General features: G+C 55.5%; 13 protein-coding genes. 6 read left to right on the top strand and 7 right to left on the bottom strand.

All coding sequences use genetic code 11. From position 1 onward, the window contains the following. Positions 1 to 2: 2 nt before the first annotated feature. Together phnG and phnF are read right to left on the bottom strand one after the other, a co-directional pair. Positions 3 to 446 (bottom strand): phosphonate C-P lyase system protein PhnG, encoded by a 444-nt coding sequence (gene phnG, locus IV433_RS08725; RefSeq protein WP_104923470.1) that lies wholly within the window; start codon positions 444 to 446, stop codon positions 3 to 5. Continuing rightward, entirely contained in the window at positions 447 to 1,172 is a 726-nt protein-coding gene (gene phnF, locus IV433_RS08720; protein ID WP_195813618.1) for a phosphonate metabolism transcriptional regulator PhnF, read from the bottom strand. It lies immediately after the preceding gene. Positions 1,173 to 1,538: 366 nt separating this feature from the next. On the opposite strand from phnF, the gene IV433_RS08715 reads away from it, so the two are divergent. From IV433_RS08715 to IV433_RS08700, 4 genes are read left to right on the top strand one after another with little or no spacing between them, the layout of a single operon-like run. Next, complete coding sequence (locus tag IV433_RS08715; protein WP_195813967.1) at positions 1,539 to 1,859, top strand: type II toxin-antitoxin system RelE/ParE family toxin; 321 nt, start codon at positions 1,539 to 1,541, stop codon at positions 1,857 to 1,859. After that, the gene (locus IV433_RS08710; protein WP_195813619.1) at positions 1,856 to 2,143 is read left to right on the top strand and encodes a helix-turn-helix domain-containing protein; all 288 of its coding nucleotides are present in this window, start codon (positions 1,856 to 1,858) and stop codon (positions 2,141 to 2,143) included. Before IV433_RS08715 ends, IV433_RS08710 begins: the two co-directional genes overlap by 4 nt. Before the next feature lie 23 nt (positions 2,144 to 2,166). Continuing rightward, complete coding sequence (locus tag IV433_RS26135; protein WP_229893281.1) at positions 2,167 to 2,439, top strand: type II toxin-antitoxin system CcdA family antitoxin; 273 nt, start codon at positions 2,167 to 2,169, stop codon at positions 2,437 to 2,439. Next, entirely contained in the window at positions 2,440 to 2,754 is a 315-nt protein-coding gene (locus tag IV433_RS08700) for a CcdB family protein (RefSeq protein WP_195813620.1), read from the top strand. A gap of 49 nt (positions 2,755 to 2,803) precedes the next feature. Here IV433_RS08700 and nrdG read toward each other — a convergent pair whose 3' ends face one another. From nrdG to treR, 5 genes are all read right to left on the bottom strand, one after another. Further along, positions 2,804 to 3,268: an anaerobic ribonucleoside-triphosphate reductase-activating protein gene (gene nrdG / locus IV433_RS08695; protein WP_195813621.1), complete on the bottom strand. Its 465-nt coding sequence runs from the start codon at positions 3,266 to 3,268 to the stop codon at positions 2,804 to 2,806. Positions 3,269 to 3,432: 164 nt separating this feature from the next. Continuing rightward, positions 3,433 to 5,571, bottom strand: a complete 2,139-nt coding sequence (gene nrdD / locus IV433_RS08690) for an anaerobic ribonucleoside-triphosphate reductase (RefSeq protein WP_195813969.1) — start codon at positions 5,569 to 5,571, stop codon at positions 3,433 to 3,435. 347 nt (positions 5,572 to 5,918) lie between these two features. Further along, the gene (gene treC, locus IV433_RS08685; protein ID WP_195813622.1) at positions 5,919 to 7,562 is read right to left on the bottom strand and encodes an alpha,alpha-phosphotrehalase; all 1,644 of its coding nucleotides are present in this window, start codon (positions 7,560 to 7,562) and stop codon (positions 5,919 to 5,921) included. A gap of 29 nt (positions 7,563 to 7,591) precedes the next feature. Next, positions 7,592 to 9,010, bottom strand: coding sequence for a PTS trehalose transporter subunit IIBC (gene treB, locus IV433_RS08680; RefSeq protein ID WP_195813623.1), 1,419 nt, complete (start codon positions 9,008 to 9,010; stop codon positions 7,592 to 7,594). Positions 9,011 to 9,165: 155 nt separating this feature from the next. Next, on the bottom strand, positions 9,166 to 10,116 hold the full coding sequence (gene treR, locus IV433_RS08675; RefSeq protein ID WP_195813624.1) for a trehalose operon repressor TreR: 951 nt from the start codon (positions 10,114 to 10,116) through the stop codon (positions 9,166 to 9,168). A gap of 365 nt (positions 10,117 to 10,481) precedes the next feature. Here treR and mgtA point away from each other — a divergent pair, with 365 nt between their 5' ends. Together mgtA and IV433_RS08665 are read left to right on the top strand one after the other, a co-directional pair. Continuing rightward, positions 10,482 to 13,184, top strand: coding sequence for a magnesium-translocating P-type ATPase (gene mgtA, locus IV433_RS08670; RefSeq protein WP_195813625.1), 2,703 nt, complete (start codon positions 10,482 to 10,484; stop codon positions 13,182 to 13,184). A gap of 132 nt (positions 13,185 to 13,316) precedes the next feature. After that, positions 13,317 to 15,719, top strand: coding sequence for a beta-N-acetylhexosaminidase (locus IV433_RS08665; RefSeq protein WP_195813626.1), 2,403 nt, complete (start codon positions 13,317 to 13,319; stop codon positions 15,717 to 15,719). Positions 15,720 to 15,761 lie beyond the last annotated feature (42 nt).

The following is a 15,761-nucleotide window of genomic DNA, read 5'->3' as shown; positions in this document are numbered from 1 at the left end:
AATTATTCTCCGCGAACCAGAGTAAAGAAATCGACACGGCTGGCAGCCACCTCGCGGGCGCGCTGCTGGCGACGTTCCTGTTGCAGCGCCGCCAGCGGGGCGATCACCCGCTTATGCAGCAGTTCATCCATCCCCTGGATTTGCAGCAAAGCATCAATAACGGCGCACAACTCGGCGTGGGCTTTATTGCGGCCGCTGACATAGCTGTAGCCGTAGACGCCGCCGTCCATCTGCACCACGGCGCGGGTGACGGTCATGTCGCCCATCACAAAGCGTTTTCCGGTGCCGCCCATGCGGCCCTGAAGTTGCGTCAGGCCGGTTTCGGCGGCGCGGATGCGTTCAAATTGCGGAGACAGATTTAGCGGTTGCCAGTGCGCGAGCAGTTCATCCGGGCGGCTGTGAGCCAGCACCGACATCCAGCGCTGGCGGGTTTGCAGGTGATCCATTCAGTGCTCCATGGTCAGTTCGATCATGTCGGCGCGCGTCAGGCTGACGGAATATTCCGCCACCTGGTCGCTGCCTTCACAAATGTTCAGGGTGCGCACACACAGCAGCGGAGCCTGCGGCACGATTTCGAGTAATTTGCTTTCCTTCGCCAGCGCGCGGCGGGCGTTGATGCGGGTCGTGCGGCGGCTGAGTTTTTGCTTAATTTCTTCACGGATAAAATCGTGCAGTGAGCCGTTATGGAAGTTTTGCAGTGCAGGCCACCAGTCCAGATCGGGCAGGTAATGGTCGATCACGCAAACCGGCACGCCGTTGACGCGGCGCAGCGTGCGCAGATGAATCACGGTGTCGCCTTCCTGACGCGATAACGCCGCAGCGACGTGATCGGTGGCCGGACGCAGCACCGCCAGCAAACGTTCGCTGGTCGGGTGACTGCCCTGATCCAGCAAGTTCTGGCTGAACCGTGCCTGCGAATGCAGCGGGTAATCGTAAGGCCGCATCAGCACCAGCGTGCCAATCCCCTGACGGCGTTGCAGCCAGCCGCGATCCACCAGCTCATCCACCGCGCGACGCAGCGTGTGGCGGTTGACCTTAAAGCGCTCGGCAAGCTGCTGTTCCGGCGGCAGATAATCCCCGCAGCGATAGCCGTTACGCAGTTCGTGTTCCAGTTCAGCAGCAATCTGCTGATAAACCGTGGTGTGACTGGTCGGATGTCTAGATAAGTTCATCACAATGAATACCTCGCACGGGATAAACGGGCAAAGGAGGGCGCTGCGCATTCACGCAGTGGCAGACGATTTTTTTGAGAGCGGTATGAATGAGACATGATGCAAACCTCAGTTCGGCGTTGGCATCATGTTGGCGAAACAAAGTGACAGTTGGGTGAAGGTCAGGTTGCAAAGAAGTGAAGAGTTGGAAGATGTCTCGCAGGAATCACCTGTAAGGATTTACGGGAAAACATAAGCCCATTACATTCCGGACGCGGCGGGATCGGGTCGCGGCGATAACCTGATGAAAGGACTGAATGGGATTAATACATCTTATTTTATATAAAATTTTGTATAATTTTTACAAGGAAGTCATAATGAAAAAAAATCGCCTTCGCGGGCAGTAATCTTGCTGATTTACGGGGATTCCCACTCAGCGTCCGGCAAGACATAGGCTATCAACTTGAGCTTGTGCAGAAGGGGAAAATGCCGTTTGACTGGAAACCTATGCCAGCCATTGGCACCGGGGTCAGAGAGGTCAGGGTTAAGGATCCCGCAGGGATATTTCGCGTGATTTATCTGGCTAAATTAGAAGAGGCCATTTACGTGTTGCATTGTTTCCAGAAGAAATCTCAGACGACAAATCATCAGGATATTGAACTGGCAAAGCAGCGATACAAAACCCTGATAAAGGAGTATTCGCAATGATTGAAGAGTTTGACAGCATATGGGATGCCATTGAAGACACCCCGGAACGGGCTGAAAACATGAAAGTGCGCTCTAAATTGATGAGGGTTCTCACCGCGCATATCGAAAATAACAAAATGACACAGGCCCAGGCTGCGAAGTTTTTCGGCGTAACGCAGCCGCGGATATCGGATCTTGTCCGGGGAAAAATCTCGGTTTTCAGTATCGATATGCTGGTCAATATGCTGGCGAGTGCTGAGCTGCGCATCTCGAATATCGAAATCAACGGTATCGCGGTTGCCTGAACACGCGTCAGGGAACGCAAGAGTTGGAAGATGTCTCGCAGGAATACACACCGGCGGTTTACGGCGTGAAAGCGGAGGAATACACTGTTCCTAGTTGTTTGTTTTTTATACTAAAACATGTAAAAGGAACTGTTATGTCTAATGGAAATAAGAAGGATTTTAAAATGTCTGCGGAGCAACCCGTTGAGGAAACTGCGGGTGAAAAATGGAAACGGGAGAATAAAGCGGGGCTTGAAGCTATCAAAAAGTATGTGGAAAAGCATGGGACGCTGACTCATCCTCCGCGGAAATTATAAATGGAGCAGTACGCTATTTATGAAAATAAAGGCAGTAAGAAGCGTGCTTATCCTTATCTGCTTAATGTTCTTCACCCTCTCGCAAGTGGTTATGGCGATACGGTAATGGTACCGCTGGTTCCTCTGGCGAAGATGAGTATTTATCCACCCAAAAAAATGTGCCCATTACTTAAAGTGCAGCATAAGCACTATGTATTAGTGACTCATATTCCTGGCGGTATCCCGCCATCGGAAATCGGTGAGTGGATAAAACAGCTCGACGGTGAAATCTATGAAGTGAAAAACGCGTTTGATTTTTTGCTGAATGGAATTTAGAGAAAAGAGGGGAGTGATTTCCCCTCTGTAAGCTTTCATCTCAGGCGCTTTACCGTAAGTAATGAATCACCTGATTCCCGCTGCCGCGCCAGATCAGCGACGGGTCTTTCAGTTCCTGCACAAATTTGCCGTCCACCAGTACGTTGATGAGCGCCACCACGTCCTGCTGTTCTGGCGTCAGTTCTCCGAGCGTGTAGCCGGTCCACATCCACACGTCTTTGCCGGGACATTCTGCCTCTACGCGCAGCAACAGCTGGCGTACGGCAGACAGATTTTGCGGATGCAGCGGGTCGCCGCCGGAGAGTGTAAGCCCCTGGCGGGGAATGACCGTGTTTTGCAGGTCAGCGATAATCCGGTCTTCGTCTTCCGGCGTGAACGGCTTACCGGAGTTCACGCGCCAGGTGCTTTTGTTATAGCAACCGCGGCATTCGTGGACGCAGCCAGAAACGAACAGTACGCAGCGCGTTCCCGGACCATTCACGACATCAATAGGGTAGTACTGGTGAAAATTCATTCGTTTGCCCAGCAGGCTATTTTACTTGCTACTTTGAATTCGGGCAGTGCTCAAAATCCTCACGTACTTTGTGTACGCTCCGGTTTCTCCGCGCTGGCCGCCTCCAAACTAGCTGCGACAATAACGCCTGCTGCTCAAACTCAGTATGATTAGCAGGCATAACATTAACCCAGTTGTCCGTTACCCAAATGCTTCACGCGGCGCTTCACTTCTTCCTGTTTACCGGCGTTAAACGGACGCGCATCCGGGCTACCGAGATAACCGCAGACGCGGCGGGTGACTGACACGCGTGAAGGCTCGTGGTTGCCGCATTTCGGGCAGGTGAAGCCTTTGCTGGTGCACTCGAATTCACCGGTGTAGCCGCAGTCGTAGCACTCATCAATCGGCGTATTCGTGCCGTAATAAGGAACGCGGGTGTAGCTGTAATCCCACACGTCTTCCAGCGCTTTCAGGTTGTGTTGCAGGTTCGGGTACTCGCCATAGCAGATGAAACCGCCGTTACTCAGTGGCGGATACGGCGCTTCGAAGTCGAGTTTTTCATACGGATTCACCTTCTTCTCCACGTCCAGATGGAAGCTGTTGGTGTAATAGCCTTTGTCGGTAACGCCCGCGACCAGGCCGAATTCGGCTTTATCGAGGCGGCAGAAACGGTCGCACAGGTTTTCGCTTGGCGTGCTGTACAGGCTGAATCCGTAGCCAGTTTCGTCTTTCCAGCTTTCCGTGGCGGCTTTCAGACGGGCAACAATCGCCTCGGCTTTTTCACGCAGCTGGCTGGCGTCGAAGACGTGAGTCTGGTTGCCGAACAGCGCATTAATGGTTTCATGCACGCCGATATAACCCAGAGAAATCGATGCGCGGCCATTTTTGAAGATACCGGAAATATCGTCGTCGGCTTTCAGACGCACGCCGCACGCCCCTTCCATATACAGAATCGGTGCGACGCGGGCTTTGATGCCTTCGAGGCGGGCAATGCGCGTCATCAGGGCTTTTTTCGCCAGCAGTAAACGTTCGTCGAGCAGGCTCCAGAACGTCGCTTCATCCTGTTTTGCCTCCAGCGCGATGCGCGGCAGGTTCAGGCTGATCACGCCGATATTGTTGCGGCCTTCGTGGATCATCTGGCCGTTTTCTTCGTAAACACCCAGGAAGCTGCGGCAGCCCATCGGCGTTTTGAACGAGCCGGTGACTTTGACCACCTGATCGTAATTCAGAATGTCCGGGTACATGCGTTTGCTGGCACATTCGAGCGCCAGTTGCTTGATGTCGTAATTCGCGTCACCGGCTTTATGGTTCAGGCCGTCGCGGATAGCGAAGACCAGTTTCGGGAACACGGCGGTTTTGCGGTTTTTGCCGAGCCCTGCAATGCGGTTGCGCAGAATAGATTGCTGGATCAGGCGTGATTCCCAGGTCGTCCCGAGGCCGAAGCCGAAGGTGACAAATGGCGTCTGACCGTTGGCGGTGTGCAGCGTGTTGACTTCATATTCCAGCGACTGGAAGGCGTCATAACACTCTTTTTCGGTGCGGCTGTGCGCAAAGGCTTCGACGTCAGCGACCTGCCATTCCTGCGCGATGGCGCGGTGTTTTTCAAAGCTGGACGTGACGAACGGTGCCAGCACTTCGTCGATGCGGTTAATGGTGGTGCCGCCGTAAATATGGCTGGCGACCTGCGCGATGATTTGCGCGGTGACTGCCGTGGCGGTGGAAATTGACTTCGGCGTGTCAATCTCGGCATTCCCCATTTTGAAACCGTGATTCAGCATGCCTTTCAGGTCGATCAGCATACAGTTGAACATCGGGAAGAACGGCGAGTAATCCAGATCGTGGTAATGGATTTCACCGCGCTCATGCGCCAGCACCACGTCCCGCGGCAAAATGTGTTGTTTAGCGTAATGCTTGGCGACGATACCGGCCAGCAAATCGCGCTGCGTCGGGATCACTTTACTGTCTTTGTTGGCGTTTTCGTTGAGCAGCGCCATATTGCTTTGCTCAACCAGACCGCGGATTTCCTGATTCAGGCGGCCACGCATTTCGCGTTTTACGTCGCGGTCATGGCGGTATTCGATATAAGCGCGCGCCAGTTTTTTATGCGGGCCAGCCATCAGCTGGTTTTCAACGGCGTCCTGGATTTCATGGATATCGACGCGGGCCTGGTCTTGCAGATTTTCAGCGACAATGCGGGCGACCTGTTCACAGTAACCGACGCTGTCGATACCGGCGGCAGCGGCGGCGCGTTGCACCGCTTGTTTGATCAGAACTTCATCGAAAGGGACCTGACAACCATCCCGCTTGATCACGATGGGTTGCATTTTGTTATTGGATTTTGCGGGTACGGATTCCAGTCTGTCTGCCTTCACAATGACACTCCTTTTACGCTCATTCCCGCGCCCCGCAAGGCTTACAGGCCGGTTGTGGGGGTTTTGCGAGAAATCGCTACATATTGGGTTGGGTGTGTACTATACACACTAGATGTAGGATCTGCGCGAGCGTTAATTGTCATTTTATTGACCTGAAACAAAGAATTTTTTCGTCGGAAGAATAGGTGAACAAATGTTAATTCTGGCCTGTTTTTTGCGTGTTGTTTTTTAAGGAGATGCATAAAAAACAAACGGGTCAGCCACTGATGTGACTGACCCGACAGATGTGAAAATTCAGATTATTCGAGAAGTTGCCAGCGGCATTCGTAAGGACGAAGGCTGCCTGAAACCGTTGCATCGCCATAGTTGCTCAGCAGCGTTTTGCCTGCGAAATCAGGCAGACCGGCGGCCTGATTTTCACCGCTCAGATTCGCCATCACCTGCAACGTTTGCCCGTTTGCCTTGCGCTGGTAACACCACAACTGCGGGTGTTCCGGCAACAGATCCTGATAATCCCCGTGAGTCAGCACCGGCACGGTTTTGCGCAGCTGAATCAGTTGCTGATAAAGATAAAACACAGAGTTTTTATCTGCCAGCGCCTGTTCAGTGTTGATGTCCTTTACGTTATGGCTGACCGAAATCCACGGCGTACCGGTGGTGAAACCGCCCTGATCGCCGTCGTTCCATTGCATCGGCGTCCGGCTGTTATCACGGGATTTTCGCGCCAGGATCCGCAGCAGTTCTTCGTTGCTGCGCCCGTCGGATTTCAGTTCAGCAAACATGTTCAGGCTTTCCACATCGCGGTATTGTTCGAGATGTTTAAAGCCCGGATTGGTCATGCCGATCTCTTCGCCCTGATAAATGTACGGCGTACCCTGCAAACCGTGCAGCACCATCGCCAGCATTTTCGCGGACGTTTCGCGCAGCGCGCCCTCATCGCCAAAGCGCGAGACAATGCGCGGCTGATCGTGATTACACCAGAACAGCGCGTTCCAGGCGTGGCCGTGCATTCCCTGTTGCCATTCGCGGAAAATCTGCTTGAGCTGCACGAAATCCGGCGGCGCGTCCGTCCATTTTTCACCGTTCGGATAATCGACTTTCAGGTGATGGAAGTTAAACGTCATCGATAACTCGCTGCCATCGTTGGCGGCGTAGCGGCGGCAATGTTCCAGTTTTGTCGATGACATTTCACCGACGGTCATCAGCCCGAGCGGCTTGAAAACGTCGCGGCTAAACTCTTGCAGGAATTCGTGAATATGCGGGCCGTCGGTGTAAAAACGGCGGCCATCGCCGGTATCGTCCGCCGGGAAATCCTGCTGTTTGGACACCAGATTGATCACATCCAGACGCAAACCATCGACGCCCTTATCGGCCCAGAACTGGCAGACTTTTTTCAGCGCCTCGCGCACCGGCGGGTATTCCCAGTTGAGATCCGCCTGCTCGGTGGCGAACAGGTGCAGGTAATATTGCCCGCTGTTTTCGTGCCACGCCCACGCGCCGCCGCCAAATTTTGAACGCCAGTTATTCGGCGGCCCGCCTTCCGGCGCACTGTCGCGCCAGATGTAAAACGGACGGAAAACGCTGGCCGGATCCTGCGACTGGCGGAACCATTCGTGGTGCGTCGACGTGTGGTTAAACACCATGTCCATGACGATGCGGATGCCGCGCTGATGCGCCTCGCGGGTCAGGCGCTCGAAATCTTCCAGCGTGCCGTAAGCCGGGTCAATCGCACAGTAATCGGCCACGTCATAGCCGTTATCAATCTGTGGCGACAGGTACACCGGCGTCAGCCACAGCGCGTCAACACCCAGCGTTTTCAGGTAATCCAGACGCTGCGTGATACCGTTGATATCGCCGGTGCCGCTGCCCGTGGTGTCCTGAAAACTCTTCGGGTAAATCTGGTAAATCACGCCGTTTTTCCACCACGGCAATTCGCTGCTCATCGCATTTTCCTTATTCAACATCTGTTTCTTCACACCGCCGCCAGCTCGCCGCGGCGGGCTTTACGCTGATAAACCAGAACGGTCAGGATGATTGGGATCACAATCGCCACCAGCATCGCCAGCGCGTAGATACTCCAGAACTGCGGTTTGATGGACAAAATGCCCGGCAGGCCACCGACGCCGATGCCGTTTGCCGTCACGCCAAACAGGCCGCAGATAAGCCCGGCGAAAGCTGAGCCGATCATCGCGCAGAGCATCGGGAAGCGGTATTTCAGGTTGATCCCATACATCGCCGGTTCGGTCACGCCGAGGAACGCGGAGATGGCGGCAGGCACGGAAATTTCACGCTCGTTGTGTTTACGGCTGACGATAATGACGCCGACAACGGCCGCGGCCTGCGCAATGTTGGACAGCGCGATCAGCGGCCAGACTGGCGTTCCGCCGGTGCTCTGCACCATCTGCATGTCGATGGCGAGCGTGGTCTGATGCACTCCGGTGATCACCAGCGGCGCATACAGGAAACCAAACAGCGCGGCACCGACGGGCGCGAGGCTGCCGGTCATCACGAATTTCACCGCAAAGGCCACGCCGTCGCCGATCATGCGGCCAAACGGCCCGATCAGCGTGTGTGCCAGGAAGACGGCAATAATCAGCGATGTAACAGGCACAATCACCAGATACAGGTAATTCGGCACGATGCGTTTCAGGCCATTTTCAATCATCGCCAGCGCCATACCGGCGAGAACGGAAGGAATAACCTGCGCCTGATAACCGACTTTTTCGATGGTGAACCAGCCGAAATTCCACACTTCAGGAATTTGCTGGCCAAGGTTGTAGGAGTTCATCAGCTGTGGCGAAACCAGCGTGATCCCCAGCACGATGCCGAGAATTTCCGTTCCGCCCATTTTCTTCACGGTTGACCAGCACACGGCCACCGGCAGGAACATAAACACCGCTTCGCCCAGCAACCACAGGAAGTCGTAAATGGATTGCCAGAGCGGGTGCATCTGCGCCAGCGTCTGTCCGCCGCTCATCGGAATATCGCCGATAACGTTACGGAAACCGAGGATCAGACCGCCGCTGATCAGCGCCGGTAACAGCGGGAAGAAGATTTCAGCGAAATGCGAAATGCTGCGTTCAAACCAGCTCATATTCTGGCGTGCGGCCACTTTCGCCTGTTCTTTGCCGGCTTCGCTTTTGCCGGTGCTGGCGATCAGCACTTTGTAGTAATCGTCCACTTCCGGGCCGATGACGACCTGAAACTGACCGGCGTTGGTGAAACAACCTTTCACCATCGGCAGGGTTTCGAGGCCCTTCGGATCCGCTTTGGACGGGTCATTGAGGACAAAGCGAAGACGCGTGATGCAGTGAGTCACCATGGCGATATTGTCACTGCCGCCCACGAGGGCGATCAGCTGATCAACATCCTGTTGTTTTACCTTACTCATAGGAGGTGGCCTTTTATAGGTATGCGTAAATTTGTCGTTGAGGTAGGGAACGGTTCAAGCATAGCGAAGCCGGTGGGAACTTGTCCGGGAACGTTCCCGGTTTTGCCGGGACGATCACAAAGTTTCTGTTATTCAGAAAATCAAAGAGGGGAAAATCAGACGGCGAGCTGGCCGGGAATAATCAACTGTTGCAGCGTCGCGGAACCGTCGAGCTGCGCCAGAAGCTGCTTCGCGGCGGCTTCTCCACCCGCGCCATAGCCGAGTTCAACCGACAGGGATTGCGGAAACAGAAAGTGCAGCAACGGGTTATTCCCGATACCGCAAACCTGTACGTCGCGGATTTGCTGCTGTTGCAGGTATTTCTGCGCGCCAATCGCAATGGTGTCGGAGGCGCAAATTACCGCCTGAATATCGCGGTCAAGCAACTGCGGGATCAGCTCAAAACCACTCTGGTAGGTGAGTTCGCCCAGCACAATGTGCGGCGTGAGGTGATGTTCCTGACAAAAAGCCCGGTATGCCTCGCTGCGGCGTTGGCCGGTGGTGGTGTCGTGCGGTGAAACGCCGATAAAGCCAACCGACCGGATATCCTGCGCCAGCAATTTTTGCATCAGCAGCTGCACCGCGCCCGCATCGTCGTAGCAGACCGAAGATAAACCCGGCATATCGCGCGCCAGCATCACCAGCTTATCTTTCCACGGCGTCAGCATTTGCGCGGACAATCCGGTAAAACCAAACAACACCACGCCGTCGATATTGCGCTGCTTCAGCACCTGCAAATGCTCTTTCACGCGTTCGGCGCTGAACTGACTTTCCAGCACAATCGGATCGTATCCCTGCTGATAAAACAACGGCAGCATGGCGCGCACCGCCTGATTCTCAGAAGGGGAATCCAGACGCGAAACGATAATCGCCACAATTTTGTCGCTGAAACCACGCATGGCGCGTGCCGATTTTGACGGGCTGAAATGCTCCTGCTCAATCACCTGCAAAACGCGCTCACGGGTTTGCGGGCTGACATTGCCTTCATTATTCAGCACGCGCGATACCGTGGATTTTCCGACGCCGCTCAGGCGGGCAATGTCATTGATGGTCAGGCGATTTTGCATAGTTATTTTGTATGGTTGTTTGATGAATGATTAATAACTTGATCAGGTTTAATTTTGGTTGCAGTTCACCGGCGTATACTGCGCGAATTATCGAAGGTATATCCACTTATTCCTGATTACCCTAACGGATTTTCCTGCCCGACGGCTATGAATTTCCAAACTGTTCCTTACCGGAGGTGAAAACCTGATGGAACCCGACCCCAACTCTGTAAGTCCGTTGTGATCCGGTAAGCACCCGCCTTTTGCTGCTGCTTGCCGTGACGTTATCTGGTGAGCAGTGGTGCACGTTTTTTCGTTCGCCCTGTTTTTAGAAATCCTTTTGCCATGCTTATGGCGGCTTAGCCGTGGGCGCAACAAAGGTGCGAATGATGTTCAAAAATATAACTTCCCGGCTGCTCGATGCGCTCAGCCGCAACCTTCCGCGTCGTTTAGTTCGTCGCGACCCGATGCTCGAAACCGTTCCAGGCCGCGCCGCACAGGCGGTGCCTGCGGCGATGGCAGCGCATTGTCAGGCCTGTGCTCGTGCGACAGAAGACCAGCTTTACCTGCAATTTGACAGCCATCCTGAAGGGCTGACGGAGCAGGAAGCCGAAGCGATCCGCGAAGTCTCCGGCCTGAATCAGACCGGCGATCAGCAGCCTGCGCCGTGGTGGCTGCACCTGTGGCACTGCTACCGCAACCCGTTCAATTTGCTGCTGACCGTCCTCGGCATGGTGTCTTACGCCACCGACGATCTGACCGCCGCGCTGGTCATCGGCGCGATGGTGTTTATCTCGACATTCATGCACTTCATCCAGGAAGCGCGTTCCAACAAAGCGGCCGATGCGCTGAAAGCGATGGTCAGCAACACCGCGACCGTGCTGCGCAGCGACGCGCAAACCGGCCGCAGTGAAACGGTCGAAATCGCCATCAGCCAGCTGGTGCCGGGCGATCTGATTAAGCTGTCGGCGGGCGATATGATCCCGGCGGATTTGCGTATTCTCTCAGCCAAGGATCTGTTTATCAGCCAGGCGGCGCTGACCGGTGAATCCCTGCCGGTGGAAAAACACGCCTGCGAAAAGAAACCCATTGCTAACGATCCGCTTGAACTGAATACCCTGTGCTTCATGGGCACCAATGTGGTGAGCGGCACGGCAATCGCGATGGTGATTGCGACCGGCAACAAAACCTGGTTTGGCCAGCTTGCCGAGCGCGTGGTGCAGGAAGATACCCAGCCGAACGCATTCCAGGCGGGGATCAGCAAAGTCAGCTGGCTGCTGATCCGCTTTATGATGGTGATGACGCCCGTCGTTCTGGTGATCAACGGCTACACCAAAGGCGACTGGTGGGAAGCGGCGCTGTTTGCGCTGTCCGTCGCGGTCGGGCTGACGCCTGAAATGCTGCCGATGATTGTGACGTCCACGCTGGCGAAAGGGGCGGTGAAACTGTCGCGTCAGAAAGTCATCGTCAAACGTCTGGACGCGATCCAGAACTTCGGCGCGATGGACATTCTCTGTACCGACAAAACCGGCACGCTGACGCAGGATAAAATCGTCCTCGAACGCCACACCGACGTGCTTGGCGTGACCAGCGATGACGTGCTGCACCTGGCGTGGCTGAACAGCCATTACCAGACCGGCCTGAAAAACCTGCTCGACGTGGCGGTGCTGGAAGCCGGTGATGCCAGTCAGGCGCATAATTCCCTGAAAGTTGATGAAATCCCGTTTGATTTCGACCGCCGCCGGATGTCCGTGGTGGTGGCAGAAAACGACCAGAATCACCGTCTGATTTGCAAAGGTGCGCTGGAAGAAATGCTGTCGATTTGTACGCTGGTGCAGCTCAACGGTGAGATTGTTCCGCTGACCGATGTGCTGCTCGGGCGCATTCGCCGCATCACCGACGACCTCAATCAGCAGGGGCTGCGTGTAGTCGCGGTGGCGCACAAAGTCATGCCTTCCCGCACGCAAGGCTACGGCGTAACGGACGAATCCAGCCTGATTCTGGCCGGGTATATCGCGTTCCTCGATCCGCCAAAAGAGAGCACCGCACCGGCGCTGGAAGCCCTGCAACGCAAAGGCGTGACCGTCAAAATTCTCACCGGCGACAACCCGCTGGTGGCGCGTAAAGTCTGCAAAGACGTCGGCTTAAAGGCAGATAACGTACTGATTGGCAGCGATATAGACGAACTCGACGATGTACAGCTGTTACACGTTGCCCGCGAAACCACGGTATTTGCCAAACTCACGCCGATGCACAAAGAACGCATCGTGCGCGTGCTGCGCGGCGAAGGGCATGTGGTCGGATTTATGGGCGACGGCATCAACGACGCACCGGCGCTGCGTGCGGCAGATATCGGTATTTCCGTGGATTCTGCGGTGGATATCGCCAAAGAGGCCGCCGATATTATCCTGCTGGAAAAAAGCCTGATGGTGCTGGAGCAGGGCGTGACGGAAGGGCGCAGAACGTTCGCCAACATGCTGAAATACATCAAAATGACCGCCAGTTCTAACTTCGGTAATGTCTTCAGCGTGCTGGTTGCCAGCGCCTTCCTGCCGTTCCTGCCGATGTTGCCGTTGCACCTGTTAATTCAGAACCTGATTTACGATGTGTCTCAGGTGGCGATCCCGTTTGATAACGTCGATGAAGAACAGCTGGCGAAACCGCAGCGCTGGAACGCCGGGGATATCGGCCGCTTTATGGTGTTCTTCGGGCCGATCAGCTCCGTATTCGACATTCTGACGTTCAGCCTGATGTGGTGGGTCTTTAAAGCCAATACCGTTGAAGCGCAGACGCTGTTCCAGTCCGGCTGGTTCATTGAAGGGCTGCTGTCGCAGACGCTGATCGTCCACATGATCCGCACGCGCAAGGTGCCGTTCATCCAGAGCCGCGCGTCCTGGCCGCTGTGCATCATGACGCTGATGGTGGTGATTACCGGTATCGCGCTGATCTACTCGCCGGTTGCCGGATTCCTGCAATTGCAGGCGCTGCCGCTGAGCTACTTCCCATGGCTCATCGCGATCCTGGCCGGTTACATGGTGCTGACGCAGTGCGTCAAAGGCTGGTTTGTACGCCGTTACGGCTGGCAGTAAAACCTGAGCGGTAACCGGAAGACGGTGATTGTTAACGCAGTCACCGTCTTTTTTTTATCCGTCGTCTATAGTTATTCCTTTACGTTTCAGCGGGCTATGAGGGCCAGCTTTTATCTTTGAGGAATTTCACCGATGTTATTGCCTTTTCGCCGTACCCTTCTTGCGACTTCATTATTCCTGACCGCCTCCGCTTTCGCCGTTCCGGCAGGGGATCTGCCGCTGATGCCGTGGCCGCAGCAGGTAGAAATAACCTCGCCTGCGGGCAAATTTGTGCTTAACGATGCGCTGCAAATTCAGGTTAAAGGCGACGCACTGATGCCGGAAGTGAACCACTGGCGCGAGCGTCTGGCGCAACAAACCGGCTGGTATCTGTTGCCGCAAAATACCGGCAGCGCGGGCGAACATCCCGCAATCAACATTGAGATCAAACAGAAAGTTGCCGCGCAGCCCATGCCGGACAGCGACGAAAGTTACCAGTTAACCGTGACGCCGCAGGGTGCGACGCTCACCGCCAATACCCGTTTCGGCGCGATGCGCGGCATGGAAACGCTGCTACAGCTGGTGCAGAACGACGGTGAAAATACGTTTATTCCGCTGGTCACCGTTCGCGATCAGCCGCGCTTTGCCTGGCGTGGTGTTCTGCTCGATTCCGCCCGTCATTTCCTGCCGGTCGCGGATATCAAACGCCAGCTCGACGGCATGGCGGCGGCAAAATTTAACGTCCTGCACTGGCATCTGAGTGACGATCAGGGCTGGCGCTTCGAATCGCAGAAGTATCCAAAATTGCAGGAACTGGCCAGCGACGGGCAGTTTTATACCGTCGCGCAGATGAAAGACGTGGTGGCTTACGCCACGCAGCTTGGGATCCGCGTGGTGCCGGAAATCGACATGCCGGGTCACGCGTCGGCGATTGCGGTGGCGTATCCGGAACTGCTCAGCGCGCCGGGGCCGTACAAAATGGAACGATCCTGGGGCGTGCATGAACCGACACTCGATCCGTCCAATGAAAAAGTCTATGCCTTTGCGGATGCCATCGTCGGCGAACTGACGCAGATCTTCCCCGATCCGTATCTGCACATCGGCGGTGACGAAGTGGACGCCACGCAGTGGAAAACGTCCAAACCGATCCAGGCATTTATGAAAGAAAAAGGCATCGCTGATACGCACGCGTTGCAGGCGTATTTCAACACCCGGCTCCAGACGATCCTGCACCAGCATCAGCGCAAAATGGTCGGCTGGGACGAAATCTTCCACCCGGATCTGCCGCACGATATTGTGATCCAGTCATGGCAGGGCCCGGATTCTCTCGGAGCCAGCGCGCAGAAAGGCTATCAGGGCATTCTGTCGACCGGCTTCTATCTTGATCAGCCGCACAGCGCCGCGTATCACTATCGCAATGAAATTCTGCCGCAGCCGCTAGGCGGTGATCAGAACGTTGCTGACGGTGAAAAAGCGCAAAGCTGGAAATTCAACATGCCGCGCCTGAAAGGCAAACCGGTGGACGGCAGCTTTACGCTGATTGAAGGCAAAAACGGCTGGCGCGGATTCATTGATTTCACCGGAAAAACCCGCCGTGCGGTGCGCGATATTGTCTGGCAGGACGACGGCAAAGTCAGTTTTGCCGTCGATACCTGGATGGGTGACACGCGCCCGGTGCTGACCCTGAAAGACGGTAAATTCGGCGGTTATTTCATTATCGGTAACGCGCGTTATCCGGTGACCGGCGGCCCGCTCAGCACCGTGCCGGACGGCCTGCCGCCGGTGGTGCCGGACGCTGAAAATATGAAAAATATTCTCGGTGGCGAAGCGGCGCTGTGGCAGGAAAACATCACGTCGCAAATCCTTGACCTGAAACTCTGGCCGCGCGGATTTGTGGTCGCAGAGCGCCTGTGGTCGGCGCAGGACGTCAAAGATACCGGCAACATGTATCAGCGGCTGGCGAAAATCGACGCCTGGTCGGTGGTGTCGGTCGGGCTGCAACAACACGCCGAAACGGCGCGGCTGATGACACGGCTTTCCAACAGCACGGACATTGCACCGTTGCTGAGTTTCTCAACCGCGCTCGAACCGGCGCAGTATTACACCCGCCAGCACATCAAATTCCAGGCCGGACATTACACGCAGGCCGAACCGCTGAACCGGCTGGCGGATGCATTACCGGCAGAAAGCAATGCAGTACGTGAGTTCGCCGGGCAGATCGAAACGCTGGTGGCGGATCCGAAAAATCCACAGGCAGCGCACGTGGCACGCGGGCAGTTAGAGAACTGGCAGCGCAGCGCGGAACAGGTAAAACCGGTGCTGGCGCAGAACTCAGTGCTCAGACCGTTGCAGCCGGTGGCGGAACAGCTGGGTGCGCTGTCTTCGCAAGGGCTGGTCTGGCTGGATAAACTGCAAAAAGGGGAAACGCTGAGTGCGCAGGAACGTCAGCAGGCGCAGGCCGCGCTGGACGATGCCGCCAAAGTGCAGGATGAACTGGTGCTGGCGGTAGTCTGTCCGCTGGAGAAATTACTGGCCGGGGTGCCGGTTCAGAAGTAATCCTATAAAAAAGCGCGACCGGTGAAGCGGCCGCGCTTTTGT

Source organism: Rahnella laticis (assembly GCF_015644585.1).
Lineage (GTDB): Bacteria > Pseudomonadota > Gammaproteobacteria > Enterobacterales > Enterobacteriaceae > Rahnella > Rahnella laticis.
This window is presented reverse-complemented; position numbering and strand designations above follow the sequence as displayed.

Excerpts from the sequence above, each read along its gene's own strand:
- phnG (WP_104923470.1), bottom strand. The coding sequence starts at position 446 with ATGGATCACCTGCAAACCCGCCAGCGCTGGATGTCGGTGCTGGCTCAC.
- phnF (WP_195813618.1), bottom strand. The coding sequence starts at position 1,172 with ATGAACTTATCTAGACATCCGACCAGTCACACCACGGTTTATCAGCAG.
- IV433_RS08710 (WP_195813619.1), top strand. The coding sequence starts at position 1,856 with ATGATTGAAGAGTTTGACAGCATATGGGATGCCATTGAAGACACCCCG.
- IV433_RS08700 (WP_195813620.1), top strand. The coding sequence starts at position 2,440 with ATGGAGCAGTACGCTATTTATGAAAATAAAGGCAGTAAGAAGCGTGCT.
- nrdG (WP_195813621.1), bottom strand. The coding sequence starts at position 3,268 with ATGAATTTTCACCAGTACTACCCTATTGATGTCGTGAATGGTCCGGGA.
- nrdD (WP_195813969.1), bottom strand. The coding sequence starts at position 5,571 with ATGCAACCCATCGTGATCAAGCGGGATGGTTGTCAGGTCCCTTTCGAT.
- treC (WP_195813622.1), bottom strand. The coding sequence starts at position 7,562 with ATGAGCAGCGAATTGCCGTGGTGGAAAAACGGCGTGATTTACCAGATT.
- treB (WP_195813623.1), bottom strand. The coding sequence starts at position 9,010 with ATGAGTAAGGTAAAACAACAGGATGTTGATCAGCTGATCGCCCTCGTG.
- treR (WP_195813624.1), bottom strand. The coding sequence starts at position 10,116 with ATGCAAAATCGCCTGACCATCAATGACATTGCCCGCCTGAGCGGCGTC.
- mgtA (WP_195813625.1), top strand. The coding sequence starts at position 10,482 with ATGATGTTCAAAAATATAACTTCCCGGCTGCTCGATGCGCTCAGCCGC.
- IV433_RS08665 (WP_195813626.1), top strand. The coding sequence starts at position 13,317 with ATGTTATTGCCTTTTCGCCGTACCCTTCTTGCGACTTCATTATTCCTG.